This window comes from Paenibacillus sp. FSL H7-0942 (assembly GCF_045040715.1).
In the GTDB taxonomy this organism is placed as follows: Bacteria; Bacillota; Bacilli; order Paenibacillales; family Paenibacillaceae; genus Paenibacillus; species Paenibacillus amylolyticus.
In genome coordinates this window covers 5,512,208-5,539,100 of record NZ_CP150279.1, presented here as the reverse complement: position 1 = coordinate 5,539,100, position 26,893 = coordinate 5,512,208, and the positions used below count along the sequence as shown (strand labels likewise).

Genomic DNA, 26,893 nt, shown 5'->3' with positions numbered 1-26,893 from the left:
GGAGGGCGAGAATGGATGACGGAATGGTATAAAAAGAGTTTTGGAGAAGATTATCTGCTCGTATACAAGCACCGGGATGTGCAGGGTGCCCATCAGGAAGTACATAAAATGATTAATTGGTTGAAGCTTGAGCCCAATGCTGAAGTATTGGATCTATGCTGCGGTATGGGACGGCACTCCATGGCACTTGCTGACGCAGGATTGCGAGTGACCGGAGTTGATCTGTCCGATGTGCTTCTACGTGAAGCGCGCCTAATGGACACTGAACACCGAGTATCTTGGTGTCACGCAGACATGCGTGAACTGCCGCTGAAAGGTGGCTTTGACGCTGTAGTTAATCTGTTCACATCGTTTGGTTATTTCCTGGAGGACGGAGAACAATTGAAAGTATTACGTGCCATTCATCGCATGCTTCGCCCAGGTGGCAGCTATATTATTGATTTTATGAATACGGCTTATGTAACGCGTCATCTGGTGCAGCACTCCGTTCGAGAGGATGAAGGACAGCGTATTGAGGAGTATCGCAAGATTGAGGAAGGGTTTGTGCAAAAGGAAATTCGCATTACGGATACCACATCCGGACATGAACCGCGGGTATATCAGGAACGTGTGAAGTTGTACACACGGGAACAACTGAGTCAGATGTTAAGTGCCGCCGGACTCCGGGTAGATCAGGTACATGGCGGCTATGACGAAGAGAAATATGACGAGCAGACTTCTCCGCGCATGATTTTTGTTGGTCGTCGTCCTGTGGAGTGAACAGAGACAGTTTGGAAGGGGGATAACATGAAGCGCACAGAAGAGATGTCCATGACAGAGGGCATACACCGGGTCAAGATCAGCATGACGTTTCCCTTACGATGGGTGAACAGTTATGTCTTATCAGAATCGGATGGGAAGATAACTATTATAGATCCGGGACCGCGTAATTCGGAAACAGAACAGGAGTGGAGTGAAGCGCTGGCAGATCTCGGCCTGACCTTTAGCGATATTCGTCAAATTGTACTCACCCACCATCACCCCGATCATCTTGGGTTGTCGGGTTGGATGCAACAGATGACGGGGGCACCCGTTCGAATGTCCACACGCTCCCGCCAAGAGGCCGATTATATGTGGGGATCTGATTCACGCATCAATACAATATTACCTGATTATTATGGTCGTCATGGTATGCCGGAAGACAATACTGAGCAGATACATGAACATATGAAGGCATTTACTTCGCAGATCACACCACTTCCGAAGGTGACACCCATTGAAGATGGCGAGTGGCTTAATATGGGCGGGAAACGTTGGGTTGCTGTGGAGACGGGTGGACATGCCCCAGGCCATTTATCCTTTTATGCGCCGGAGTCCATGGAGATTCTGTGCGGAGATGCAGTTTTGCCACAGATTTCACCGAATATTAGTCTGCAACCCGGCAGTGACCCTCAGCCATTATTATCTTATATGGAAGGATTGCAACGTCTCGGGGAGCTGAATGTCAAACAGGCGTATCCAGGGCATCGGAATCCTTTTGCCCAGTTCACCGAACGGACAGTTCAATTGCTGGCTCATCACGAGGAACGTCTTCAGAAGATGACGGAACGAATTCAGGAGTCACCGGCGAATGCTTATGACATCTGTGTGCACATGTTTGGCAATCGGCTGGGTACCCATCAACTGCGGTTTGCCATGAGTGAGACGTTAGCCCATTTGCAGGAGTTAATTCGACGCGAACTAGTGAAGCAAGAGCAGCAACCGGATGGGACGTTCTATTTTCAAATCTAAACGGAATGATGATATCGATATGGAATGATAATACGATCTTATATAGAGGCTCGGGACAGGAAATTCACCTGTTCTGGGCCTTTTTAGCCTCTCTTAACGGTTCATTCATCTATTTTTAAGCCAGCGCGCCTATGATACATCTATGAACTTCGCTAAAGAAAGCAGGGAAGAGCGATGACCAGAAGAAAACGGAATCAATGGAGAAAATGGCAAGCTTCAGCGGCAGCAACGTTGACTGTGGCTGCACTTTTTCAATATGTAAGAACTTCGGATGCCTTTGATGTGGCCTATGCAACAGCAAATGGCACAGATACAAGCGTTACTGCTTCAAGCCAAGTGGATACGCATGATGATGTGATGGATGAATGGATCAACAGTACAACGGACAGCAACAACTGGAACACGCAGGACAATGACAATAATGATAGTCAATATAATGGAACATCCGATAGCACACAAGCAGCTCGGCCAGATCAGAGCACGAGTAACGAGGGGAATTATTCAGATTCTCAGCGTATCGGGCAAAATAACCAGGGTACAGACTCCGGATACAGCAGTGGCAACTATCAGTCACGTACAGGTGCATCATGAGCCGCACGGAGCAAGTTGCTCGTCCGCTCCGATTTCAATTCCGTGCGATGAACACGGATGTTGAAGTGCAACTGTCCGCTGGGCGGGAAGAAGCTGAACATGCAGCAACCGTGGTGAAGAATTGGTTTGAGACGCAGGAGCAGCGCTTCAGCCGATTTGTTGCAGACAGTGAACTGAATCGTTTGAATGCTTCAACCGGATGGATGCCCATCTCCGCTGCGATGGATGAAGTTTTGAGTTTGGCCTATGGATATATTGGCCTGACCGAAGGGATTTTTCAACCGGGTATCTCGCAGGCTCTTCAGGCTTCGGGATATGATCTAAGCTTCGAGAAGGTGCAGCAACGACAATTGAAACGTCCATTAATTGAACGTGTATTGCGAACGAGAACACCTGAATCATCAGGCTGGATGGAAGATCGATATGACGACAGCCGTCCGAGCTGGATTCAGCGGGAAGGTAGCCGGATGGTTCATCTGGACCCCGGAGCTGAGTTGGACTTAGGAGGCATTGTTAAGGGCTGGGCAGTAGAGCGTATCGCAGACTGGTTGCAGCGAACATTGCATATTCCAGCGGGTTTGATTAACGCGGGTGGAGATATTCAAGTATGGGGTTCACCAGACCATTCCCAATGGACCTTGCAAGTAGCAGATCCTTTGCAGAATCAGGGTGCTATGTCGGGAGCGATCCGTTTACAGCGAGGAGCTGTTGCCACTTCGGGTATTTCCCGCAGACAATGGCAGAATACGGATGGAAGCTTTGCACACCACCTCATTGACCCCCGGACGATGGAGCCGGCAGATACGGACGTATTGCAGTGTACCGTTCTGGGACAGCATGCTTCGCAATGCGAGATCATTGCCAAGACGGTATGCATTCTGGGGAGTGCCGAGGCGGTGGGCTGGTTAAACCGACATTACGATCGGCATGACGTCCTGTGGATGACACGGGATGGGAGTAATTATTTTAGAGGGAATACGGATACGCTTGCTGAGCACTGGCCCGGTTTTGATCCGGATCATCGCTTCAGTCTATTATAAACGAGGACAAGTCTAACAGATATGGGGGAGCCGGTTATGGCACAATGGATTGTAGATTACCTGCCAACGTGGAATATCATTCGAATTAGTGGAATTGCTGCTTATGTGTTGCTCTTTGCCGGTGTGTTTCTGGGTATTGCGCAAGGGATGCCTATGGCCAAAGGCAAACCAAAAGCAGCCATGTTCAAATGGCATACCCGAACGACCTGGCTCGCCTTCGGACTTGGACTCGTGCACGCATTAACGTTATATATTGATCATTACAGCCCATTTACCTGGGGAGAACTTCTGATTCCTTTTACCGCCTCCGTACATCCGATCGGCAGTGGTCTGGGAACGTTAGCCTTCTACGGATTAGTGATTGTCCTGTTATCCAGTGATCTGCGGAACAAGCTGGGCCGTAAATGGTGGTTCATGTTCCACATGTTGTCCTATCCGGTGTTCATTGGTCTGCTGGTTCACGGCATGGTTACCGGAACGGATTCTGGCAACATCATCATGCGGATGATATATGTATTTACCGGACTCAGCATTCTCGGTATCACGGTTTTGCGTGGCATGTTGAGAGAACGTAAAGGCCCGGAAATCACGATTGGACCGAAACGTGCAACATCTGGTTCACCTTCCGAGCAGAATTGGGTTGAAGGTTTTGGTTTGGTGGGAACGGTACGACCTAAACATCTGAAATAATAAAATGTGGATTATCCAATATGTATCGTTACACATGCAAAAAAGCGGCCATCAGGCCGCTTTTTCCATGAACAGTTATTTTATTGAACAGTCATTTCACGAAGCATCCACACACAGTCCAATGTTCTACATAGCTTCAGGTATGAAACGAGTTACGGATTATACAGCGTCATCACTAACAGGTTTTTCTCCCAGTGCTTCTTCAAGCTCGGATTGTTTGCGATGGGCGATCCGACTGCTCGCTGCTGATGCAATCGCACCGACAATATCATCGAAGAACGTGTGGACAGGGCCCAGGCTCTTGTCATTCAGTCGTTCAAGCACCCCTGGTTTTAGCTTGTCCACATAACCATAATTCGTAAATCCAATGCTGCCATATACATTGACGATGGAGAATGCCAAAATCTCATCCACGCCATACAGTCCTTCATCGTTCTCAATCATCTCCTGCAAAGGAGATATGAGCTGCCCCTGTTCTGCCAGAATATCAAGCTGAATCCCGGTCAGAACAGCATTCTGTACCTCACGTTTACGGAGAACCATCTCCACATTTTCGATACATTCTTCCATCGTAAGACCTGGATAATATTTTTGTTGCAATAACATGACCAGCTCTGCGATCTCAGGGATCGTGACGCCCCGCTTATGCAGCCATTCCCTTGTGGCCTCCGCCACCTTGTGGCTATTCAGGCTGTAAGGGATTTTTTCTTGCTCAGGATGTTCCATGGGCGATTCCTCCTCTGAAGTTAGCAATGTCCCTACTCTTGCTTCCTAATACGTTATTAACCTGGTTTACGTTTCTTTAAGATAATAAAATTATAAGTTTCAGTGAAGTTGAACAATTCGATTAACACATGAAAAATTTCAGCTAAAAACGGTCTGCCTTCCGTGAAAGTGCGTTGATAGACATTTTTCTTATTATCTTTTAGTTATTTTTTGGACAAAGGCTCGTATACATGGTAGTACAAACTGTAAAAATGATGAGGGGGAACGTGATCATGAGAAAGATCCATTCTTTGCGTACGGTATCGGCAGCAGCGCTGCTGAGTATTCCTATGGTATTGTCAGGCTGCGGCATGTTTGGAGCACAGTCTTCCGAAGCTGTTGATCCACCACCGCCCATCCAGGAAGCAGCTATGATTCAAGCGGCCGAAGGGAATGGAGCACTCGCAATGCTCCCGTTAACGACGGTATATCTTCAAGACCAGCAGGGGCTGCTCGCTCCGGTATCCCTGACACTTCCTTCTGGAACAGACGCAAGCAGTCCAAAGACAGCTCTGGATACACTTGTCACAGGCGGGGCCTATGCGGGTATGCTGCCTGAAGGATTCCAGGGCGTTCTCCCGCAGGGAACGGTTGTGCAGAATGTAACGATTCACGCGGATGACAAGCTGGCGGTCGTTGAGTTCTCGGGTAATTTTGCCAAGTATGATGCAAAGGAAGAAAGGAAAATGCTAGAAGCTGTCACGTGGACATTGACGGGAACACCTGATGTGGAGAATGTGCAGATCTGGGTGGATGGCAAAAAGTTAACGCAAATGCCGGTAAATAGCACGCCGCTGCCTGAACCGCTGAATCGGGCTGTGGGAATCAATCTGGATCTGGGTGATACGTTTGTGACGAATAGTAGCCCGGTCACGGTCTATTTCTCCGCTGCTTCACCAGCAGGCATCCAATATTATGTTCCGGTGACACGTCTGGTTACACCTGGTGAAGATCGGGTGCAGGCAGCATTGAACGAACTCATCAAAGGACCTGACAAAGGTGGAGAACTGGAAGAGGTCATGACAGGCGGAACGGAGCTGCAATCGGTCAAAACGGCAGAGGATGGCACGGTCACGGTTGCCTTGAAAGATGATATGTTTGCCGAAGGGGATATCGTGCCAAGCGAGCTGTTACAATCTGTCGTATTAACCACTGCGGAGAACACAGCCAGCAAGGATGCCAAAGTACAGATCGAGTGGAACGGCCAAAAAACGGTCATGGGTGACGACAACAGGGATTACAGTGCGCCGGTTTCCAAGCCTGAATATATCAACGAAATTCCGATTTAATGACCAAGGAATGCTTAAGGATGCTTTTAACCGAACTCTTTGGTAAAATATAAGGGATTAGTAAAAATACGTGTTCAAAAAGATCGGTTTTCAGTACCGAGAAGATGGGATGAAGCTAGAAATGGAGTAGCGGAGCGTAGGCAAACTACGTGAGCAACGGACATTTCGGCTGAATTCCATATTCGATGCTGATGATGCCTTAAGGCATTTTTCGTAATCAAAAGCGAGCTTTTTGAACAATCTCTAAAAGTGTGAATAAGTTCAACATTACAGGATGCTTAAGTCGTAGGAGGCAGAAAATATGAGATCAAACGGACGAACCAGCGAACAGCTGCGCCCGCTGAATTTAACAGTGAACACGAATAAATACGCCGAGGGCTCTGTACTGATTGAAGTTGGAGATACAAAGGTGATCTGTACAGCTACAGTAGAGGAACGTGTACCTCCCTTTATGAAAGGGCAGGGTAAAGGCTGGGTAACAGCTGAATATTCCATGTTGCCACGTGCAACACATACCCGGAACCAACGTGAAGCCAATCGTGGCAAATTAACTGGACGCACCATGGAAATCCAGCGTCTGATTGGTCGGGCACTGCGCTCGGTAGTTAATCTGCAGGCTCTTGGTGAGCGTACGATTACCTTGGACTGTGATGTTATTCAAGCTGACGGAGGCACACGCACAACGTCCATAACCGGTGCGTTTGTAGCGCTGGCGCTTGCCGTGAACAAGATCTCCCAACAGCACAAACTGCAAGTGTTCCCTATTACGGATTTCATTGCCGCAGTAAGTGTGGGTGTTGTGGGTGAACAGCCTGTACTGGATCTGAACTATGATGAAGATTCCAAAGCCAAGGTGGACATGAACTTGGTGATGACAGGTGGCGGTAAATACGTCGAGCTTCAGGGAACAGGTGAGGAAGCACCATTTGATCGCCGTGAGCTGAACGCCATGTTGGAACTGGGCGAACAGGGAATTCTGGAGATGATCGAGCGTCAAAAAGAAGTGCTTGGACCGATTGCGCTCAAGATCGGCGCGCGTGGATTAGGGGAAGCCTAAGATGAGTTTGGACAGCCCAATCCTCATTGTTGCAACCCGCAATGCGGGTAAAGTCCGTGAATTCGCTCATGCTTTCGCACCACTTGGCAAAGAGGTTAAGAGTATGTTTGACTATCCGGAGCTGCCGGATGTCGTAGAAGATGGCGTAACGTTTGCGGAGAATGCCTGGAAGAAAGCCAAAGCGGTTGGTGATGCGCTTGGTTTGCCCGTTCTGGCAGATGATTCAGGTTTATGTGTAGACCTGTTGGATGGTGAGCCGGGAGTATATTCAGCGAGGTATGCAGGCGAAGGAGCAACGGATGCACAGAATAATGCGAAGTTGCTGGAGACGCTGGAATCGTTGAAATCCGGTGAGGACACCGAGCAGCCGCTACTAAGTCCGGCTCGTTTCGTTTGTGCGCTGGTCCTGTACGATCCGACAACAGGTGATAAGTATGAATCGGAAGGCACTGCGGAAGGCTGGATTACGGCTCAAGCTGCAGGTGCTGGCGGTTTTGGATATGACCCACTCTTCTATGTACCTGAATACGAGATGACGATGGCAGAGCTGACGCTTGAGCAAAAACAGGCGATTAGCCACCGTGGTCACGCGCTGAGAGCGCTTGTATCCAGACTTGAAGGCTGAGACTAAACGAAACATTTAACTTCATGATATGTGAACATCAAAGCGTTAATGGAAGGACAGAAGCATTCCGATGGGATGCTTCATCCGCCATTAACGCTTTTTCTATGAAATGAAGTGTTTGATCGGGTTTGGTGAAGGTCCATCCATATACCTAATTGAAGATAGCTATTTCTGCGACTACATATCAGAACGTATGTTCTTGTACCTACATGAGAAATGGTTTACATTGCACGATTGGGAATCTCATTGGGACTGGAGTTGGAAGAAGTTGCAAGCCTTGTGTGGTATGGGTTAACATTCAAACTAACGAATCACATATGAACCTTAAACGGAGGGATCTACTCATGCAAGAAGTGAAGCTTGTTGTATCTTACGATGATTATGAGGACGGCATTCGTATGGAAAAGTTAATTAAGGAACTGGCAGCTAAACCGGAGGCTAGCTCATTGAAAAGTCTGGTCATCGGAGATTGGGGACAGGCTTATGAAAATTCGCCTGACGAGTTCATAGGTACGCTTGTCGAGTCTGCTCCAAGCTTTCCGTCATTGAAGAAACTGTTTATTGGAGATATGGGATTCGAAGAATGTGAAGTATCGTGGATTATCCAGACAAATCTCACACCACTGTTAGGTGCCTTTCCAGAATTAAAATCATTCTCTGTAATGGGCAGTAGCGGCCTCAGTCTGGAACCACTCCAGCATGCCAAGCTTGAAGAATTGATTATTATTTGTGGTGGTCTCCCGAAAGAAGTGTTATCTTCAATCACCCATGCCAAGTTGCCTGAATTGCGTAAGCTGGAACTGTACCTGGGTGTGGATAATTATGGTTTCAATGGATCACTTGAAGATGTGCTTCCTTTGCTAGAAAAAGGATTGTTTCCAAAGCTGGTTTACTTGGGTCTGAAAGACAGTGAAATTCAGGATGAGATTGCCAAAGCAGCAGCTGAAGCACCTATTCTGGATCAACTTGAAGTACTGGATCTATCGCAAGGAACGTTGTCCGATGAAGGGGCTGAGGCGTTGCTTGCCAGTGACAAGATCAAGAAACTGAAACATCTTGATCTAAGTTACCATTACATGACCAATGAAATGATCAGTCGCTGGAACCGATCGGGTATATCTGTAGATGTTAGCGACCAGCAACAGAGTGATGAGGATGACTGGCGCTATCCATCGTTAACGGAATAGTCGATGTCAGGTGTAAAGGAAATGAATGAAAGACTGCACCAGCCAATAGATGTGCATGATCTAACACAAGATCAGCCCTTTTTATTGATTGGAAACCCTGATAACCGACGAACACAAGGGCTGCAAGAGGCTAGGCATAGATTGGGTTTGAAACCTGCGGTTGTACTGCCATATGCTCAATTGCTCCAGAATTGGAGACACGGACGAACCATCGCTGATACAGTAGATTTCAATCTGCCTGTACCCCTGATTCGGATTGATGCTCCTGGTGAGGAGTGGGAAGTGGAGCGTGAACTACTGTTCCTTGGGGCTATGAACGATACGTCAACATTAACGGGTGGAATGGGTACAGAAGCATTTTCCGCAGAACAGGCACTTGCGCTGGAACAGGAGTGGGGAAGAATATACGCTCCCGCCCAGTGGTTTCGTGGCTGGAAAGCATGTTTGGATCGAATCGGCCGTGAGTCTCGGGAAATATGGCCTGAAGTCCGATTCATGAATGATCCCGCCGATATCCAATTGATGTTTGACAAGAGAACATGTCAGCAGCATCTATCTTCACATGGAGTTGATGTACCTCCGGCGCTTCCATCTTCGCAGCCAATCCGCAATTATATGGACCTGCGTAGCTCAATGAAGGCTGCCGAGATGCATCGTGTGTTTGTGAAGCTTGCGTACGGCTCTGGGGCTTCAGGAGTTGTTGCCTATCAAGTCAATCCTCGAACGGGTGATGAAATCGCTGTAACAACGATGGGGATGGAACAAAGACAGGGCAAGACGATTTTCTTCAATGAAGGACGTCTACGCAAGTATACCCGCAGTGAAGAGATTGCTACGCTGGTGAACTGGTTATGTGCAGAAGGTGCACAGATTGAACGATGGATGCCAAAAGCCACGCTTGATCAGCGGGCCTATGATATCCGCCAACTGGTTGCAGGTGGACAGGCAGGTCACGCGATTATGCGGCTGAGCCGTACCCCGATTACCAATCTGCATCTGCGCAATGAGCGTATGCTGCCTGCTGAAGCAGGCCTGGATGAACAGCGGATGTCGCTGGTACGGTTGGCAGCGCAAGCAGCCATGTCCGCATTTCCCAACTCGTGGTCAGCCGGGATTGATGTGATGCTTACTAGTGGTTCGAATCCGCGTGCCTATGTGCTGGATGTGAATCCATTTGGAGATCTGTTATACAGGGTCGAGCATCATGGCCTCGGAACCTATGAGTGGGAAATGGAACTTTTACGAAAGGAGCCTATTCAACATGCCTGATATGAACACCATTGTGGGCTCCCATGATCTGTTAATGATTACGCTGGATACGTTACGCTATGACGTAGCCAAGCTGGAAGAGGAGAATTGTCCTAATCTGTGTGGTTCGGGTCCGTGGGAGAAGCGTCATACCCCAGGCAGTTTTACATATGCGGCGCACCATGCTTTTTTTGGTGGTTTTCTGCCGACTCCTGCTAATACGGATAAGGCATCTCATGTAAGGCTATTTCATTCCCGAAATACTGGGCTCAAAACACATCCGCACACCTGGCTGTTTGATACACCGGATATCGTATCCGGGTTCGCAGCTGAAGGTTACCGTACCATCTGTATTGGCGGCGTCATCTTTTTTACGAAAAAAAACCCGCTTGCAAAAGTATTGCCCGGCTATTTCCAACAGAGCTACTGGCGAATGAACTTTGGGGTAACCAACCCCAAATCAACAGAGCATCAGGTACAGCATGCATTAAAGTTGCTTGAACAGACAGCGCCGGATGAAAAGATATTTATGTTTTTGAACGTGTCTGCCATTCATGGTCCGAATCGTTACTTTGTAGAAGGAGCCAAGGAAGACTCGGTGGAGACTCAGCGAGCTGCACTTCGATATGTAGATGAGGCTCTTGGACCATTGTTCGAGGCGATGCGAAAACGCGCCCGGCCTGCGTATTGCCTGGCTTTTTCCGATCATGGTACAGCTTACGGTGAAGACGGGTATCAAGGACACCGGCTCGCACATGATGTGGTGTGGACGGTGCCTTACCGTGAATTTTTAGTATAGAATGTATTGATCTTATGAGGACAACAACCGGAGACAGGAGGAAACCGATGGAGAAACATATACAACATACAACAACAGGCCATTCCACACAGTCCGGATCCGATAAAGCTACAAGTCTCAGTGAAGTACTGGCATTCCCTTATCGTTCTTACTTATACTCGTACCCACACAAGACCGCCTATCGGGAGCTTGACCCACCACTGCCGTTAGGGCCACTGTGGGAACGAGAGAATACCGATACGTATTTTTTATATATGCATATTCCCTTTTGTGCTGCTCGTTGCGGATTCTGTAATCTGTTCACACTGCCGGATCGACGGGAAGATACGCATGAACGCTATGTAGATGCGCTGGAACGTCAGGCGAAGCAGTGGGCACCTATTACATCTCGAAGACCGTATTCGCGGTTCGCGATTGGTGGGGGAACGCCTACATTATTAAATGAGGTTCAGTTGAATCGTCTGTTTGATATTGCTGAACATGTGATGGGGCTGGACCCTGCGCAAGCATCGATTTCGGTGGAAACGTCGCCGGATACCGTTACGGAAGCCAAGCTGGCCATCATGAAGGAACGAAGTGTGGATCGTGTCAGTATGGGTATCCAGAGTTTTATTGAAGCTGAAGCATCTGCCATCTATCGTCCACAAAAACCGAAGGAAGTTGAACGAGCGCTTGAGAAGCTTACTCGGTATGATTTCCCATTGTTAAATCTGGATCTGATCTATGGTTTGCCGGGTCAAACGGTGGAATCGTGGATATATTCATTGGAAAGAGTTCTGGCCTACGAACCGGGCGAAATCTTTATCTATCCCTTGTATACACGGGAAAATACAATCGTGAAGCCTGATGACATTCGCCGTCAGGGACCTGATATTCGGATGGAACTGTATAAAGCTGCACGTGAGACTTTAAAAAGTAAAGGTTATGTGCAATATTCGATGCGCAGATTTGCCAAGGAACAGTCGTCGTCCAAAGTGCTTCTGCCTTATAGTTGTCAGGAGGAGGGTATGGTTGGTCTGGGATGTGGCGCACGCTCTTATACGAGTGAGGTACATTATGCTTCCAAGTACGGCGTAAGTTACAAGGCCACACAAAGCATCATTGCCGATTATGTAGCGACCGAGCGCTACGATGTGGCGGATTATGGCATCGTGTTAAGCCGTGAGGAACAGAGACGTCGCTTTATTCTGAAAGCCTTGCTGCATCGGGAGGGATTGACGTTGTCTGACTACCAACAGCGCTTTGGTACCGATGTGATGTCCGACTATGTCTGGTTGGCTGAAGTGTTGAGAGAGGGCATGGCGGAGTTGGAGAGTGATGAGGACAAGCAGGTGCTGCGTCTGACAGAAGAAGGACTAGGTTACTCCGATGCGATTGGAGATTGGCTTATATCTGCCGAAATTCGTGAACAGATGGAAGGGTTTGTTTTCTCATGAGAGCGACTTTGTATTATCGGGGGAAGTTGTCTTCCTGTAATTACGACTGTCCATACTGCCCTTTTAGCAAAACCGTGGATTCCAAAGAGACGTTGGAAGTGGATGAACAACAATTGCGTCAATTTGTGATTTGGGTCAGGGAGCAAGAGAGTGCTGGGCATCAATTTTCGATTTTCTTCAATCCCTATGGTGAAGCTTTGGTGCGTCGGTGGTACCGGGAAGCGATGGTTGAGCTGTCACATATGCCACATGTGGATAAAGTTGCAATTCAAACGAACCTGTCCGTCAAACTGGATTGGGCGAGGGAGTTGGATGCGAGCAAAGCAGCCTTTTGGGCGACGTATCATCCTCGTGAGACAAAAGAGGCTTCTTTTGTTAAACAATGTCTGACCTTGCGTCAGATGGGACTTGCTTTTAGTGTCGGTACTGTCGGACTCCGTAGTGCTTTCCCCGCAATTGAGTCCATGAGACAGGCTTTGCCGGATGATGTGTATATGTGGGTTAATTCCTTCAAAGATCGGCCCAAGTATTACACGCCGGAAGAGATTCAGTTTTTACGTGGGCTTGATCCGCTTTTTGAAGGTAATCTGCAGGATTATGAGAGCTTGGGCAAACGATGTGCTGCCGGTTCGGAAGTATTTTATATACAGGGGTCCGGGCATGTGAAGAGATGTTACAAGGATCGACGAATCATTGGACATCTATATCGCGATGGTTTGCAGGCTTTGTCTGAGGATCGGCCCTGTCGCATGAAAAAATGTGGCTGTTACATCGGTTATATCCATATGGAGGATTCCCCGTTCAGGGAAACGTTTGGCAGCGGGCTGCTTGAACGTAATCCGGTATTGATTCGTTGACCGGCATTTCATATTTAGCTATTCCACTGGGGAGCTGGAATAGGTTTATCCGTTTCTAAACCACATATCAGCGTAACTTCAAACGCATCTTTTAGTATAGGCAGGATCAGACCTTTGGTTTGGACTTGCCTTCTGGAAGGTGTTTTTTTTGTTTTACCGGACTAGAGTTAGTGTTTGTGTTCTTTATTAAAAGGGCCTTGACAATTTTGAAAAATAATATTTTTAAGTTTATGATTCAAATTTTATATTTTATGGGTTAGTATGAATAGGAAAAAAGACCCTGTTATGAATAGTATTTGTACATATAATCGCGAATTATATTTTTAATTGGGTCTAAAGTCTCAATTTAATTGAAAGGAGGGTGGATGTAGGAAGTATCATGCACGTTATCTGAACTTTCGGGGGAGTACACATGAAAAAAATCTCAATTAGCCGTAAATTACTTATGGGTTTCTCATCTGTGCTGTTATTATTGGTGGCTATAACGGTTATAACATATACGCAGTTTATAGCCGTTGAGAAAACGTATACAGAATTAATTAATGATAGAACAAGCAAACTATTACTCATTAAAAATATGTCGATTGATCTTAAATCACAGCAGATTGCTTTGAGAAATTATATTCTGGAAGACAGTGCGGAGAACGAACAGGCATTTAATAAAGCTTATGAAGATTACATAGCATTAAATGAAGAATTAAAATCATCAGTTTCAAGTTCAAAGATGAAAGATTACCTTTCACGATCGGATGAAGCGATGAGCCAATATTATGAACTTGCGCAGCAGATTATGACATTGACAAGACAGGGGAATAACAGTGAAATCTCAAGATTACTGAAGGATACAGCCCCAAGTCTGATCTCTGAATTTGAAGGCATTGTGGAAGGTATGGAAACGCATCAACAAGATGCCATGAACTCAGGCGTTGTGGAGGCTAATCTTCAGATTGTGCAGGTCCTTAGGTGGATTGCAATTATTGGAGTGGTTTCTCTTCTAATCGGGGCACTTGTGGCGTATGTCATTGGCAGAATGATATCCTTGCCTGTTGCTGCTATTGCCCAATCCGCGAGCCGGATTGCAGACGGAGATCTGACTGGTGAGCCTATTGTGGTCCGTAACAAGGATGAGATTGGTGATCTCGCCCAAGCCTTTAACATCATGTCTGCCAATTTGCGTACACTCATTCATCAGGTAGGAGACAGTGCAGAACGGGTAGCTGCCTCTTCAGAGGAGTTGACGGCAAGCACCGAACAGACAGCAACCGCCACGGAGCAAGTGGCCATCACAATGGGTGAGATTGCAACAGGTATGGATACACAGGTTCGAATGGCGAGTGATGGATTCCAGACGATGAATGAGTTAACGACAGGCTTTCAACAAGTTACGGAGAACACACTCCATATGTCTGAAGAAGCTACCAAAGTCTCCGTAAAAACAATATCGGGTAGCGAGTCAGTTCAGTCTGCGATAGGTCAAATGAATTCTATACAAGGGACGGTGTCGAATCTGTCGGTCGTGATCCAGGAACTGAGCAGACACTCTCAGGATATTGTGAAAATGGTGGACAGCATCTCGGAAATATCAGCACAGACGAATCTCCTATCCCTTAATGCTGCTATTGAGGCTGCACGAGCTGGCGAACAGGGAAGAGGGTTTCAGGTTGTTGCTACAGAGGTTCGGAAGCTGTCTGAGCAGTCTGCGCTTTCTGCTAATCAAATTGTTCCATTGGTGGCATCGATTGAGAAGGGAATGCGAAATGCTGCTGAATCTATGGTGGTTGTATCCGCAGAGGTTCAAGAGGGGATTACACTTGTTCACCAGGCGGGAGCCACATTTGATGAAATTCGTGAGGCGGTTGGGGGCGTAGCGGGGCAAACACAGGAAGTCTCTGCTTCAATTGAGCAAATGTCAACAGGGGTAGAACAGATTAATAGGTCTATGAAAACAATCATGGAAGTGACCGAAACGGGGGCCGCCGGAACAGAAGAAGTGAGTGCATCTTCTGAGGAGCAGTTGTCTGCGATGCAGGAGATTGCTTCCGCAGCCAATGATCTCTCCTTGATGGCAGAACAGTTGCAACAGACCGTCAGTCGTTTCAAAGTGCAATAAATTGAACTGAGTGGAATGTGGATGAAGAACGAGCGCATCCGTACAGAGATTCTTATAAAAAAGTAATAAAAGGGTGTCCAAACACAGTAGTTACTGTTTGGGCACCCTTAAATAATTCATCATGTTGAATCAATGCATAACATGATCTTAACGAATAGCGACTTTATATGTCCGCAACCAGGTATTGATCTGAGTCAGATATGCAAATAACTGTGGCCCAGACATTAACTGTCCGAACCAGGGAAGATTGGAAGCTGCATCTGGTGAAGACGCAAGATTGCGGATCTGAGTTTTGTCGATCAAAGGCAAAATCGGCGAAGTGGGATCATCCAGGATATCAAGTACCTGCTGTTTGACCGCGGCAAGATATTGCGGATTATGTGTTTTCGGATACGGACTCTTTTTGCGATATAACACATCGTCAGGCAGGACACCTTCGAGTGCTTTACGCAGAATACCTTTTTCCCGTCCGCCCGTTATTTTCATTTCCCAAGGGATGTTAAACACATACTGGATCAGACGATGGTCACAGTAAGGTACCCGCACTTCCAGTCCTGCCCCCATGCTCATCCGGTCTTTGCGATCCAGAAGTGTAGGCATGAAACGTGTAATATTCAGGTAGGACATCACCCGCATTTGTGCAGCTTTACCTGTTTCCCCATCCAACAGAGGCACTTCAGCCACTGCATCCGAATAGCGGTCTGCCAAATAATCGAGTGGCCGAATCCATTCCCGAATATCCGGGGATAACAACGCTGCTCGCATATCAGGTGCTACAGACCACGGAAACGTACCGGAGTTCAGCATATCTTCTCGATGGAACCAGGGGTAACCGCCAAACACTTCATCCGCTGCTTCGCCTGAAATGGCAACGGTGGCCCCTTTTTTGATTTCTTTACAGAACAAATAGAGCGAGGAGTCTACATCTGCCATACCTGGCAGATCCCTGACTAACATGGCCTGTGTCAGTGCATGAATCAGTTCTCCGTTCTCAATCTCAATCCAGTGATGGTCGGTCTTGAGTTCATCCACCATACGCTTAATCCAGGGTCCATCTGCACCCGGCTGAAAGGAATGCGCCTGGAAATGCTTGGCGTTATCCACATAATCGACAGAATACGTACTGATTTGGCCTTGCCCGGTTCGCTTGTAATAATCAACGGCTAATGCAGACAAGGCACTGGAGTCCAGTCCTCCTGATAAAAGAGAGCATACTGGAACATCCGAAGCCAACTGGCGCTCCAGTGTATCTTGCAAGAGAGAGCGTACCTCTGCTGCCGTCTCTTCCAGGTTATGTTCGTGGTTCTGGCTTTCCAGTTTCCAGTAGGCATAGGTTCGGATACCGTTTCGGTTATAGATCAGCGCGTGCGCAGGCTTGAGTTCGCTTAGTGAAGAGTATACGCCGTGTCCTGGTGTCCGTGCAGGCCCTACGATAAAAACTTCGGCCAATCCTTCCGGGCCAACAGCGGCTTCCACATCAGGGTGAATAAGCAGAGCTTTGGGCTCTGAACCAAATACGAGAGTGTCTTTGTTATTACTGTAGAACAGAGGTTTCACGCCAAGGCGATCTCTTGCGATAAAAACCTGTTCGCGTCCCCCATCCCATATGGCAAAAGCAAAAATACCGTTAAACCGGTCAACACATGCCGGTCCCCACTCAATATAAGAGGCGAGCAACACTTCCGTATCACATTGCGTGCGGAACTGATGCCCCCGCTGGAGCAATTCCTTTTTCAACTCGGGTGCATTGTATAGTTCTCCGTTATACACGACGGTATAGGAGGTATCTCCCTGTAACGCATGCATGGGTTGTGCGCCGTTCTCGGGGTCCATTACACTAAGACGCCGATGTCCAAAGGCACAAGGATTGGAGATCCATGTACCTGAAGCGTCGGGCCCCCGGTTCGACAAGCTATCCGTCATACGGACCAGCAGCTCTGATTCCTGGGTCAAATCCCGATTCCACTGTATGAAGCCGGTAATACCGCACATGGTTTGTTCATCCTTTCTTGGTCGAGTCATTCATCCGTATGGCTGCTTAGTTACTGGCAACCAGCAAATGTTGTCTTTTCGTCAGAGGTCGTAACAAATATATGCCGAAAGCAGGCATAAAATGTCTGTCCTCTTCGGAAACTAGTTCTAGGGACAACGGCCTCAACATGCCTGTGAAGGAGAGAACATGCAATGGACAGTATGAAGTATTATGTGTCTGTCATGGGCCGCTCCGTTATTCCGGATCCGTCGGTAACATCATATGAATGGATCATTCAGGCAACGCCGCAGGAAGCGGAGCAATTACTGGGACTGCTGAGCCTCATGCAGGAAAAGGAGGAAGAGGCCTTTCCTGGCATGGTATTCCCATGGCCAGATACACCGGAGGAGTCCGTAAACCGAGCTTATGAAACGGTATTACAACAGGTGTATCGAGAGATTTACCGATTGGGCACACCAGAGACACGATACCAGATTGAACAAAGTACATGATAAGCACAAAGGAAAAGGAGCGCGATGACGAATGTATGCCATTCAAGATGCCAAAATACGCAGATTAACCGAGGTGGATGGATTGTCTTGTGCAGAGGTTGAAGTGCAGCCTGGAAATGCCGGAGATCCGTCGTTACTTGTATACGTGGCCTCAACACAGCCCGGAAATTCGCTGGAAGTTGTTCGAATTGTACGCAATCACTCCGATTCGGCGATCGACTGGTATAACAATAATATGCATACTGCGTTTGAAGAGGCGACAGATACCGCATTTGAGAACAGCGAAGGTATGACAGTAGAAGAAGATAAAGCTCGGTTTCAAAGTGAGTTGTTTTCCTTTGGTTTGCTTGGTCCAACACTTCAGCGTTATCTGATCGGGCAGGCTTAACAGGTAACGCTCCAGCAACACATGTGGCGGATAGTGGGATAGAGTTCGATGTTGAGCTATATGTAGATGTGACCTGTTGCTGTTGCTGGTTGCTCTGACTGTATCTGTAACTGGAAAAACCCGCCGTTGTTGAACGGCGGGTTTTGTTATGCGATGGTCAGATCAGGTGGAGATGTGATCAAGCATACTCGCGCAGCACTTGAATCCCTTTAACCACATTGTACACAAAGCTTAATCCGTAAATCACAAAGAATAGAATGACAAACCCAACGGCGGAACCCAGACTATGCGCAGTCACGAAGAAATAAAATAACGGAATGGCAGCGAGAAAGGGGAATACATGTGAGAATAAGGCGCGTTTTGCATGTCCCTCAATGTAATCATCCTTGGCAACAATCCATATAATGATCGGAAACAGGAACGGGGCAAAGAAAATACTGAAATAGGATAGGGCTGATAAAAGCTGTCTCATGACGATTCTCTCCTTCAATGGATCATTGAAATGTATGTATGCAAAAGATTACCCAGCAATTCTGACATTGAAAATGTCTGATGTTAATCTTACTCTAAATGTCCCAATCTCCTCAATATAACCTGGTTCAAGCTATCATATTCTCAAAGGGGCTGGAGTATGAGAATAACACCGAAAAGTACATGTTTGAGCCCGCATTTAAGTATAATTATTAATTTTTTTATAAAACTATTGAAAAATATAGAAATCAGAGTATAATAAGAACCGCGCCGAAAATTTATTATACATATTTGTCTCAGTAGCTCAGCTGGATAGAGCAACGCCCTTCTAAGGCGTCGGTCGGGGGTTCGAATCCCTCCTGGGACGTAAAAAAAGAAGAAGCTTCCTTCGGGAAGCTTCTTCTTTTTCGTTATGGCTTTAGCCAGTTGAGTGCGTGAAACGCGCGAAACAAAAAACCACCCGCTATGCGGGTGGAGGGATCGAGGGTTTGACCACCAAGACCATTCCGATAAAATTGAGATGTTCAGGCTCAAAAGAAAGGAATGGTCTTAGATGGCAAACAAGAGCTATAGCCTAGCTCACACAAAGTGGATGTGCAAATACCACATTGTATTTACCCCGAAGTATAGACGGAAAGAAATCTATAATCAAGTGAGAAAAGATTTAATCGAAATTTTCAAACGTCTGTGTAAGTACAAGGGAGTAGAAATTATAGAAGGTCACATGATGCCCGATCATGTTCACATGTTGGTAGCGATTCCACCGAAAATGGCAGTCTCCACGTTCATGGGATATCTAAAGGGAAAAAGTTCACTAATGATATTCGAGAAGCATGCCCAGCTCAAGTATAAATACGGCAATCGAAAGTTTTGGGCAGAAGGGTACCTATGTGAGTACAGTAGGCTTAAATGAAGCAACAGTAAGAAAGTATATTCGTGAGCAAGAAGCACATGATCAGGCGGTAGATAAGCTGAGTGTAAAAGAATACGAAGATCCATTCAGCAGTAATCGAAGCAAAAAGAAGTAAAACCAGTTTAACTGGTAAGTGAAAGAGGCAAATAACACTGAGCCTGAACAGCCCTGCTGTCAGGCTAGCGTCTTTAGGCGCAGTTTGGCAACAGGGGGTTATACCCCAAGAGCAAACCACCCGTTGGACGGGTGGTCCTGATTCAAGGGAAGAGAACCCTCCAATGGTTCGTCGGAGCATCCGCTTCGTTAGCGCTTTTATTGGTTATACCTATAAACAATATAGAATTTATATATTTAAATAATAAACAATTCTGTGCCACAATGAGGATATCAATAACGAAAGCGACGGTGGTATCCATGAAATCATTAAATCAATGGCAAGCAGATGAGTATGACAACAAACTGGCTTTTGTGTCCGGATACGGCAAAAATCTGATCTCTTGGCTTCAACCCCAAAAAGGGGAATACATTCTTGATCTGGGTTGCGGGACGGGGGATTTGACGCATGAAATTTCTCTGGCCGAAGCTGAAGTTATTGGTATGGATGCATCGACGGACATGATTCGCCGTGCGAGGAAGAAATTCCCTGAACTTGAGTTCGTGGAAGGAGACGGTCATCAGTTTGAGACGAATAGACTGTATGATGCCGTCTTCTCCAATGCAGCCCTGCACTGGATGCGAAGCCCGCGATTAGTGGTGGATAGTATATGGAAATCTTTGAAGCCCGGAGGGCGTTTTGTCGCAGAGTTCGGTGGTAAAGGGAACGTGCAGACCATTGTGAATGCATTAGAGCAGGTTATGGAGCGAAACACGGGCATTCGTGCATCGGAACGCAACCCTTGGTACTTTCCTTCGATCGGAGAATATAGCCATATTTTAGAGCAACGTGGATTTGTGGTGCGACAGGCCTATCACTACGACCGTCCTACGAGACTAGCAGATGGTGAGCAGGGTATAGTAGGCTGGTTGGCTCATTTTGGAGGGGACTATTTTGAGAGTCTCAGTCATGAAGAGATACAACAAATATGCCATGAAACCAGTCAGATCGTGATGTCTCACCTTTGGAAAGATGATGCGATGTATGCCGATTACAAGCGCCTGCGTATTGAAGCCGTGAAGCCAGAATAAAGTAAAATTTCGCGATATGTAGCAATTTTATCGATGTTAAACGAATTCCGGTATTCTTTGTATACTAACCACGCTTCCCCTATACACCAAGAGCCTCTTTCGGATAAAGAGGCTCTTGGTCTTTTTTTTGATGTATTATTTTAAAAATGAAATATTCAAACGACAAATAATTACAAATGGATATTTTTATCATACTCAAGACCCATATAAGTAATTTCTATATCATATTTGTAAGTATTTAGAAGGAAAATGTGGTATTTTGATAGAATAATTTACCAAGGGTCAATCTTCTTGCAGATAGGCGGTGAAATTGGAGGCGTATTGCAGTACGCACAAACACAGCAGGAACCCATCATTTGGTGACGTATTCACATTTAAAAGGAGGGGCAAAGCCTTGAGTAAACGATTGATATCCACGTTATTAAGTGTTCTGATGGTCTTTTCCATTATTCTCCCCGCGGCTGGAGCCGCTCCCGCAGATTCAGTTATTCAGCTTGACAACTTACCCAGTACAGCCGAAGCCAAACAATGGAGAGAGATTCTTGCAGGACGGGAAGCAAAAATTGCCGCAGATCCATTTTTGGATAAAAGCTTGGAAGGTCTGGGTGGAGAGAACACCCGAGTGATCGTTGAGCTTTCCAATAAACCTGTTGCAGTAGCGCAAGGTGAATCAACCCTCTCCGGAAAATCTTTTACCTCCTCTATGGAAACAAAGGCTGTGACTCAAGTTGAGCAACAACAACAGTCATTTGTACATAGCCTCACTCAGAAGAAAATCAAACATGAAGTATTGGAAGAATATGCATATGCCCTGAATGGTGTAGCGATTGAGCTTAAAGGAAACCAGGTGGGACAATTGCTTCAAATACCTGGCGTGGTCAGCGTATATCCAGACCTTGAAGTTACAATAGCGCCCGAGACAGATGAAGTGAACCCGTACATGAAAGACACAGCGCCTTTTATTGGTGCACCTGAAGTATGGGATCTGGGTTACAAAGGAAATGGCATTAAAGTCGGCGTCATTGATACTGGGATTGACTATGAACATCCTAATTTGCAGGAAGCTTACAAAGGCGGATGGGACTTTGTTGGAAACGACAATGATCCGTATGAAACAACATATCAAGAATGGAAAGGATCGGGCGAGCCTGAGCTTAACGAGCTTGGAAGCCCCTATTACACATCTCACGGTACACACGTAGCGGGTACCATTGCTGCTCGCGAAGCAGGGGACTACGGTATTGTTGGTGTGGCTCCTGAAGCAGATATCTATGCTTACCGTGTACTTGGACCGTATGGTAGTGGTCAAACCTCATGGGTACTCGGCGGAATTGATCGTTCTGTTCAAGATGGCATGGACGTAATTAATCTCTCGTTAGGTAACGCCGCCAACGACCCGAGTTATATTACTTCGGTTGCCCTGAATAATGCGATGTTGTCTGGTGTGACAGCGGTTGTGGCAAGTGGTAACAGTGGACCTAACCGTTATACACTCGGTTCTCCGGGTGCGTCTGCAATGGCCATTACGGTAGGTAACTCTACAGGACCTAGCCAGCTGATTACAGCCGATACTCACTTCTGGATTGGTGAGGAAGGCGAAGAGGCACAACCTGAACAACAACCGGCGCCAGAGGTTGAACAATCTCCTGAACTGGGTACGGCACCTGGAACAGAAGCACCAGAAGTTTCAGAGCAAGGTGTACCTGCAACTACTGATGAGGAAAGTGCAACGGCTGTGGAGGACACAGTTTCTAACGAAGCTGAAGATCTGAATGTAGAAGAAGCTACAACAGAAGAAAATACTCCATCTGCATCACCTTCTGCACCCGTTGAAGCTTCTCCTGAAGCTGCTCCTGTGGAAGAAGAGTCTGTAATTGCTCCGACTGAAGCTCCACTGGCTATTACAGAGTCGGTTTACCGTCTGGATCTGATGGGATGGAGCCTGTCGGCAGACCCTGAAACTGTTTTGACAGGGAAATATGAGCTTGAATATGCAGCACTGGGTAAGCCAACTGATTTTGAAGGTAAGGATTTTACAGGTAAAGTGGCATTAATACAGCGTGGTGAAATCGCATTTGTAGAGAAAATCGCCAATGCTAAAGCAGCCGGAGCCTTGGCTGTTATTGTATATAACAACATTCCCGGTCCAATCGGTGTAAGTCTGGGAGATAACTTTGAACTTATTCCAACACTGAGCATGTCCAAGGAAGATGGAGATGTGATCAAGGCTGAGCTGGACGCAGGCCAAGCCGTTGAAGTGAGCTTTAGTGATTTTGAACGTTCGCAAACTCCGGGCGATGAAATGAGTTCATCCAGTTCACGTGGACCTGCAAAGGTAACACTGGACATCAAACCGGATATTGTTGCACCAGGTACAAGCATTTTGTCTACGATTCCTGCCTACGGCAAGGATGAGCCAGACGCAGATTACGCACAAGCTTATGATCGTAAATCAGGTACAAGTATGGCTACACCTCATGTAGCAGGTTTGATTGCTTTGCTGATCGAGAAACATCCGGAATGGACACCATTTGATATCAAAGTTGCACTGATGAACAATAGTAAGGTGCTGGATACAACCAAGTTTGATGTATTTGATCAAGGTGCTGGCCGTATTCAGGCTGTTAATACCATTGATCCTGCGGCTTTTGTCAAAGTGCTTGATGTAACTCAATACACAGAAAGTGGCTCTGTTGTTGAAAAGGAGAATATCACCGGAAGTATCAACTACGGTAATTTCCTGAGCACAGATGAAAAGACGATTACCAAAACGATTAAAGTTGAAGCGCTGAATGGTAGTGGCGGGGATTACACCGTAAATGTGAATCCAACTCGTAATGTTGCTGGTGTATCCGTTGCGGTAGACAAGAGTTCCTTCACACTGAATGGTGAGGAAGAACTTGCAGTAACAATCACCGTACCACGAGGGGTTACTGCGACTACAGAAGCACAAGGATACATTGAGTTCTCAAACGGAACCAATACTTTTACTGTTCCATATGTTGCTCATTTCAACGTTACGTTGAGTGGAGTTAAGTATATTGAAACCGTAAAAGGGACTGAGAAAAATCCATTCCACTATCCATTGAAGGCTGATGGTACGTTGGATACGCTGAATGTTGCGATGGAATTCTATAATCCGATGACATTTGCCCTGATTGAGATCTATGATGGTCTTAATCCGGAAGGTGGATATTATCAAGATGGTTATATCGGCTCCATCTTTGGTAACTATTTTAACTTCAATGCCAATGCAAGATACAACCTTGCTTGGGACGGCTCATATGCAGATTACACAACCGATGAAGTGACTGAGATTCCGGATGGTTTATATACGGTAGACATCACTACTATTGGTACGGACGGCAAAACCTATAAGGAAGACACTTCGCCATTTTTGGTGAAAAAGACAGCTCCGGCTGTAACTGCACCAGAAGCGTTGGAGTTCAAAGAGGATGAGTCTGCTGTCCTTAATGGTAGCGTGGAAGATTTGTACTTCCGTGTAGCTCCTGCGCTTGCCAGCGGATGGGACATCACGTTTGATCCGGCAGCTTCCCTGGAAGCAACGTATGTTGTGAAAAAAGAGGATGGATCGGTTTATAAAGAAGGAGTCTTTGAAGTACAAGCTGATGGCAGCTTCAGCCTTCCTTTGGAGGGAATTGTAGCGGGTGAGTATGCTGTTGAACTTACCGTAAAAGACCAACAGGGGCTTTCGGGCACAACCAATACGGCACTGAAATTGGAAGCCGTGGAGACCGAACCTGAAACTCCGGCAACCAAGGCCCCAGGTACGCCTGTATTGTCTCACAATAACTGGGTAGGCAACGGCCTGCCAGAGGGCGCGTATATCGTTACAATGAACCTGTGGTGGGGTGAGAACGCAACTAGCTACAAGTTATATGAGGACGGGGTTTTGGTAGATACGCAGAAGTTGACTTACAACGCGCCTTGGGCGCAGGTTGCTCAGACGAAGATCACGGGCAAAGCCAACGGCACGTATACGTACGTGGCTGAGCTGACCAACGACAAGGGAACAACGCGTAGTCAGACGTTGACTGTTCAGGTTACCAACGCAACGCCAGGCAAAGCGGTTCTTTCTCACGATAACTGGGATGGCGATGGCAATTATAAGGTGTCTATGAACCTGTGGTGGGGGACCAACGCTACAGAGTATCGTCTCTATGAAAATGATAAGTTGATCGATACGCAAGAACTCCGTTCGGCTACACCTTATGCGCAAAGTGCTGTGACTACACTGTCCGGGAAAGCATCGGGCACGTATACGTATCGGGCAGAGTTAATTAACGCAGCCGGAGTTACCAGCACAGACACGATTAAGGTAAAAGTGAAGTAAGTTCATTCCTCATAGAAATTAATTAAAATGGATTCAATTAATGAAGGAATTGTTCTATGCATAAACGGCCTCCATCCTGATTTGCAGGATGGGGGCCGTTTTGTTTTTTTATAAATGAATTATATGACTAACCGATCATCCTATTTTTGCTGGCTTGAATCCCTGCGATTAACAAAGCGATGGCCAGAATGACCTGTATTAGCAACGGCAGGGTCCATCCTTTTGTCCAGTCATGAAGCATACCGAACAGTAGAGGTCCAACTGCGGCCAGCATATATCCGAAGGATTGGGCCATACCGGACAGGCTGGCAGCTTGTCTGGCATCTTTTGTGCGAAGGACGAAGAACATCGTTACCATGCCAAATGAAGCTCCAGCGCCTATTCCTGCCAACGTGACACCAATGGTAACGAGCGAAGCAATGCCACTTAACAATAAAGCATACCCAACAATTAAAGAAGAGCACGTTATCGCGGTTAGAACACGCTGATCTCGCGTTCGGCCGGCGAGGATTGGAACGATAAAGGTAGCTGGTACACTAACCATCTGCATCAGGGAGAGCATCCACCCTGCTGAGGTGGGGCTGAATCCTTGCTCAGCGAGAATCTCGGGAAGCCAGGTAATCGTTGTATAGAATATTAGAGATTGAAGACCCATAAATAAAGTAATGAACCAGGCCAGGGAAGAGGTCCGTAGACGTACAGGTGTCCCTTCACTCTGTGTGGCTATGAATAACATTCGCTGACGTCCTGCGGCGATCTGGGGGAGCCACAAGAGAAGCGCCAATATGGACAACAAGGCCCACATGCCTAACGAAGCACGCCAACCCATAGATGTGGCTCCTGCTACGGGCACACTCACACCTGAGGCGATGGCGCCAAATATATTCATGGATACAGAGTATAATCCGGTGACGATACCTACCCGCAATGGGAAATCACGTTTGATCAAACTTGGCAAAAGCACGTTGCTTAATGCAATGCCGCACCCCAAAATTGCGGTTCCTGCATATAAAGAGAGAACGGAAGGCAACAAGCGTAATGCCACCCCAATGGTTACAATCATAACAGCCAATAGCAGAGCAGATTCGAGTCCTAACCGCTTGGCAAGACGTGGTGCAAAAGGAGAGACTGCTGCAAAGGCGAGCAAAGGAAGTGAGGTCAGAAGCCCGACCATTGTATGGCCGATACCTGTATCTGAGCGAATCATCTCCACTACAGGTCCGGTTGCGGTAATTGGTGACCTCATGGTAGCTGCTATGACGATAATGCCTGCTAATAACAGGCCGAATCTTTTGGATGTCGAAGAATGTTCTTCCTCAGTATGGATAGATGAGTGTTGCTGTATTGAAGATGACATTGATAAAATCTCCTGTTTCCTAAGAAGTTAATATGTATGGATTGTTACATTATCCACTCGGTAAGCATAACATTCTATGTCAATATTGAGCAATGAAATGAAAAAACACCCAATCGACAATGGGTGCCTTGACTACCCTGTGAACTCTAACGAATCCACGTGGTCTTATAATGGGTAAAACCGCTATTTTCAGATTCTAGCTATGATGAACGTAACCGCAAAAAATAGCCCTCCATATTGCTGCACATCGTAGGTTAAAATGGACAGTAAGAAGACC

General features: G+C 46.8%; 22 protein-coding genes, 1 tRNA gene and 1 pseudogene. 20 read left to right on the top strand and 4 right to left on the bottom strand.

Annotated elements, in window-relative coordinates; genetic code table 11:
* Window positions 1-15 precede the first annotated feature (15 nt).
* The 5 genes from MHI48_RS24415 to MHI48_RS24395 all read left to right on the top strand — a co-directional run bounded on the left by MHI48_RS24415 (window position 16) and on the right by MHI48_RS24395 (window position 4,091).
* Window positions 16-759 carry a class I SAM-dependent methyltransferase gene (locus tag MHI48_RS24415; RefSeq protein WP_076329052.1) on the top strand — a complete coding sequence of 248 codons (744 nt, stop codon included), beginning with the start codon at window positions 16-18 and terminating at the stop codon, window positions 757-759.
* A gap of 27 nt (window positions 760-786) precedes the next feature.
* Window positions 787-1,770, top strand: a complete 984-nt coding sequence (locus tag MHI48_RS24410; protein ID WP_076329053.1) for an MBL fold metallo-hydrolase — start codon at window positions 787-789, stop codon at window positions 1,768-1,770.
* 174 nt (window positions 1,771-1,944) lie between these two features.
* Window positions 1,945-2,361, top strand: a complete 417-nt coding sequence (locus tag MHI48_RS24405; RefSeq protein ID WP_076329054.1) for a hypothetical protein — start codon at window positions 1,945-1,947, stop codon at window positions 2,359-2,361.
* The gene (locus MHI48_RS24400) at window positions 2,358-3,401 is read left to right on the top strand and encodes an FAD:protein FMN transferase (protein WP_076329055.1); all 1,044 of its coding nucleotides are present in this window, start codon (window positions 2,358-2,360) and stop codon (window positions 3,399-3,401) included. Before MHI48_RS24405 ends, MHI48_RS24400 begins: the two co-directional genes overlap by 4 nt.
* Before the next feature lie 36 nt (window positions 3,402-3,437).
* A complete protein-coding gene (locus MHI48_RS24395; RefSeq protein WP_053061408.1) occupies window positions 3,438-4,091 on the top strand; it encodes a ferric reductase-like transmembrane domain-containing protein in 654 nt (217 codons plus the stop codon).
* Window positions 4,092-4,250: 159 nt separating this feature from the next.
* Here MHI48_RS24395 and MHI48_RS24390 read toward each other — a convergent pair whose 3' ends face one another.
* Window positions 4,251-4,817, bottom strand: a complete 567-nt coding sequence (locus MHI48_RS24390; RefSeq protein ID WP_076329056.1) for a phosphatidylglycerophosphatase A — start codon at window positions 4,815-4,817, stop codon at window positions 4,251-4,253.
* A 272-nt stretch (window positions 4,818-5,089) separates the two neighbouring features.
* On the opposite strand from MHI48_RS24390, the gene MHI48_RS24385 reads away from it, so the two are divergent.
* The 9 genes from MHI48_RS24385 to MHI48_RS24345 all read left to right on the top strand — a co-directional run bounded on the left by MHI48_RS24385 (window position 5,090) and on the right by MHI48_RS24345 (window position 15,464).
* Window positions 5,090-6,145 carry a GerMN domain-containing protein gene (locus MHI48_RS24385; protein ID WP_047841205.1) on the top strand — a complete coding sequence of 352 codons (1,056 nt, stop codon included), beginning with the start codon at window positions 5,090-5,092 and terminating at the stop codon, window positions 6,143-6,145.
* A gap of 301 nt (window positions 6,146-6,446) precedes the next feature.
* Complete coding sequence (gene rph / locus MHI48_RS24380) at window positions 6,447-7,202, top strand: ribonuclease PH (RefSeq protein ID WP_017692572.1); 756 nt, start codon at window positions 6,447-6,449, stop codon at window positions 7,200-7,202.
* 1 nt (window position 7,203) lies between these two features.
* On the top strand, window positions 7,204-7,827 hold the full coding sequence (locus MHI48_RS24375) for an XTP/dITP diphosphatase (protein ID WP_017692573.1): 624 nt from the start codon (window positions 7,204-7,206) through the stop codon (window positions 7,825-7,827).
* 344 nt (window positions 7,828-8,171) lie between these two features.
* Complete coding sequence (locus tag MHI48_RS24370) at window positions 8,172-9,014, top strand: STM4015 family protein (RefSeq protein ID WP_076329057.1); 843 nt, start codon at window positions 8,172-8,174, stop codon at window positions 9,012-9,014.
* Between the two features lie 3 nt (window positions 9,015-9,017).
* Complete coding sequence (locus tag MHI48_RS24365; protein WP_405142046.1) at window positions 9,018-10,283, top strand: STM4014 family protein; 1,266 nt, start codon at window positions 9,018-9,020, stop codon at window positions 10,281-10,283.
* Entirely contained in the window at window positions 10,276-11,061 is a 786-nt protein-coding gene (locus MHI48_RS24360; protein ID WP_076329059.1) for an STM4013/SEN3800 family hydrolase, read from the top strand. The genes MHI48_RS24365 and MHI48_RS24360 overlap by 8 nt, the downstream gene beginning before the upstream one ends.
* Before the next feature lie 47 nt (window positions 11,062-11,108).
* The gene (locus tag MHI48_RS24355) at window positions 11,109-12,497 is read left to right on the top strand and encodes an STM4012 family radical SAM protein (protein ID WP_076329060.1); all 1,389 of its coding nucleotides are present in this window, start codon (window positions 11,109-11,111) and stop codon (window positions 12,495-12,497) included.
* Window positions 12,494-13,354 carry an STM4011 family radical SAM protein gene (locus tag MHI48_RS24350; RefSeq protein WP_405142043.1) on the top strand — a complete coding sequence of 287 codons (861 nt, stop codon included), beginning with the start codon at window positions 12,494-12,496 and terminating at the stop codon, window positions 13,352-13,354. The genes MHI48_RS24355 and MHI48_RS24350 overlap by 4 nt, the downstream gene beginning before the upstream one ends.
* Window positions 13,355-13,766: 412 nt before the next feature.
* Window positions 13,767-15,464 carry a methyl-accepting chemotaxis protein gene (locus MHI48_RS24345; RefSeq protein WP_076329062.1) on the top strand — a complete coding sequence of 566 codons (1,698 nt, stop codon included), beginning with the start codon at window positions 13,767-13,769 and terminating at the stop codon, window positions 15,462-15,464.
* Between the two features lie 147 nt (window positions 15,465-15,611).
* On the opposite strand, the gene asnB is transcribed toward MHI48_RS24345, so the two are convergent.
* Entirely contained in the window at window positions 15,612-17,456 is a 1,845-nt protein-coding gene (asnB, locus tag MHI48_RS24340) for an asparagine synthase (glutamine-hydrolyzing) (RefSeq protein ID WP_036673522.1), read from the bottom strand.
* Between the two features lie 192 nt (window positions 17,457-17,648).
* Here asnB and MHI48_RS24335 point away from each other — a divergent pair, with 192 nt between their 5' ends.
* Entirely contained in the window at window positions 17,649-17,948 is a 300-nt protein-coding gene (locus MHI48_RS24335; RefSeq protein WP_017692581.1) for a hypothetical protein, read from the top strand.
* A 31-nt stretch (window positions 17,949-17,979) separates the two neighbouring features.
* Window positions 17,980-18,336, top strand: coding sequence for a hypothetical protein (locus MHI48_RS24330; RefSeq protein WP_036605881.1), 357 nt, complete (start codon window positions 17,980-17,982; stop codon window positions 18,334-18,336).
* Window positions 18,337-18,514: 178 nt separating this feature from the next.
* Here the strand turns inward: MHI48_RS24330 and MHI48_RS24325 are convergent, their stop codons facing one another.
* Window positions 18,515-18,808: a DUF4870 domain-containing protein gene (locus MHI48_RS24325; protein WP_017692583.1), complete on the bottom strand. Its 294-nt coding sequence runs from the start codon at window positions 18,806-18,808 to the stop codon at window positions 18,515-18,517.
* A 292-nt stretch (window positions 18,809-19,100) separates the two neighbouring features.
* On the opposite strand from MHI48_RS24325, the gene MHI48_RS24320 reads away from it, so the two are divergent.
* The 4 genes and pseudogenes from MHI48_RS24320 to MHI48_RS24305 all read left to right on the top strand — a co-directional run bounded on the left by MHI48_RS24320 (window position 19,101) and on the right by MHI48_RS24305 (window position 25,259).
* Window positions 19,101-19,174: transfer RNA gene (locus MHI48_RS24320), tRNA-Arg, on the top strand.
* A gap of 186 nt (window positions 19,175-19,360) precedes the next feature.
* Window positions 19,361-19,835, top strand: a pseudogene (gene tnpA / locus MHI48_RS24315) (IS200/IS605 family transposase).
* Between the two features lie 299 nt (window positions 19,836-20,134).
* Window positions 20,135-20,905, top strand: coding sequence for a trans-aconitate 2-methyltransferase (locus MHI48_RS24310; protein WP_047841196.1), 771 nt, complete (start codon window positions 20,135-20,137; stop codon window positions 20,903-20,905).
* A 394-nt stretch (window positions 20,906-21,299) separates the two neighbouring features.
* On the top strand, window positions 21,300-25,259 hold the full coding sequence (locus tag MHI48_RS24305; protein ID WP_076329063.1) for a S8 family serine peptidase: 3,960 nt from the start codon (window positions 21,300-21,302) through the stop codon (window positions 25,257-25,259).
* Window positions 25,260-25,386: 127 nt separating this feature from the next.
* On the opposite strand, the gene MHI48_RS24300 is transcribed toward MHI48_RS24305, so the two are convergent.
* Window positions 25,387-26,616 (bottom strand): MFS transporter, encoded by a 1,230-nt coding sequence (locus MHI48_RS24300; RefSeq protein ID WP_036605884.1) that lies wholly within the window; start codon window positions 26,614-26,616, stop codon window positions 25,387-25,389.
* Window positions 26,617-26,893 lie beyond the last annotated feature (277 nt).

Bases quoted from the DNA above. Each gene is read 5' to 3' on its own strand.
- MHI48_RS24415 (WP_076329052.1), top strand. From the start codon at position 16: ATGACGGAATGGTATAAAAAGAGTTTTGGAGAAGATTATCTGCTCGTA.
- MHI48_RS24410 (WP_076329053.1), top strand. From the start codon at position 787: ATGAAGCGCACAGAAGAGATGTCCATGACAGAGGGCATACACCGGGTC.
- MHI48_RS24405 (WP_076329054.1), top strand. From the start codon at position 1,945: ATGACCAGAAGAAAACGGAATCAATGGAGAAAATGGCAAGCTTCAGCG.
- MHI48_RS24400 (WP_076329055.1), top strand. From the start codon at position 2,358: ATGAGCCGCACGGAGCAAGTTGCTCGTCCGCTCCGATTTCAATTCCGT.
- MHI48_RS24395 (WP_053061408.1), top strand. From the start codon at position 3,438: ATGGCACAATGGATTGTAGATTACCTGCCAACGTGGAATATCATTCGA.
- MHI48_RS24390 (WP_076329056.1), bottom strand. From the start codon at position 4,817: ATGGAACATCCTGAGCAAGAAAAAATCCCTTACAGCCTGAATAGCCAC.
- MHI48_RS24385 (WP_047841205.1), top strand. From the start codon at position 5,090: ATGAGAAAGATCCATTCTTTGCGTACGGTATCGGCAGCAGCGCTGCTG.
- rph (WP_017692572.1), top strand. From the start codon at position 6,447: ATGAGATCAAACGGACGAACCAGCGAACAGCTGCGCCCGCTGAATTTA.
- MHI48_RS24375 (WP_017692573.1), top strand. From the start codon at position 7,204: ATGAGTTTGGACAGCCCAATCCTCATTGTTGCAACCCGCAATGCGGGT.
- MHI48_RS24370 (WP_076329057.1), top strand. From the start codon at position 8,172: ATGCAAGAAGTGAAGCTTGTTGTATCTTACGATGATTATGAGGACGGC.
- MHI48_RS24365 (WP_405142046.1), top strand. From the start codon at position 9,018: ATGTCAGGTGTAAAGGAAATGAATGAAAGACTGCACCAGCCAATAGAT.
- MHI48_RS24360 (WP_076329059.1), top strand. From the start codon at position 10,276: ATGCCTGATATGAACACCATTGTGGGCTCCCATGATCTGTTAATGATT.
- MHI48_RS24355 (WP_076329060.1), top strand. From the start codon at position 11,109: ATGGAGAAACATATACAACATACAACAACAGGCCATTCCACACAGTCC.
- MHI48_RS24350 (WP_405142043.1), top strand. From the start codon at position 12,494: ATGAGAGCGACTTTGTATTATCGGGGGAAGTTGTCTTCCTGTAATTAC.
- MHI48_RS24345 (WP_076329062.1), top strand. From the start codon at position 13,767: ATGAAAAAAATCTCAATTAGCCGTAAATTACTTATGGGTTTCTCATCT.
- asnB (WP_036673522.1), bottom strand. From the start codon at position 17,456: ATGTGCGGTATTACCGGCTTCATACAGTGGAATCGGGATTTGACCCAG.
- MHI48_RS24335 (WP_017692581.1), top strand. From the start codon at position 17,649: ATGGACAGTATGAAGTATTATGTGTCTGTCATGGGCCGCTCCGTTATT.
- MHI48_RS24330 (WP_036605881.1), top strand. From the start codon at position 17,980: ATGTATGCCATTCAAGATGCCAAAATACGCAGATTAACCGAGGTGGAT.
- MHI48_RS24325 (WP_017692583.1), bottom strand. From the start codon at position 18,808: ATGAGACAGCTTTTATCAGCCCTATCCTATTTCAGTATTTTCTTTGCC.
- MHI48_RS24310 (WP_047841196.1), top strand. From the start codon at position 20,135: ATGAAATCATTAAATCAATGGCAAGCAGATGAGTATGACAACAAACTG.
- MHI48_RS24300 (WP_036605884.1), bottom strand. From the start codon at position 26,616: ATGTCATCTTCAATACAGCAACACTCATCTATCCATACTGAGGAAGAA.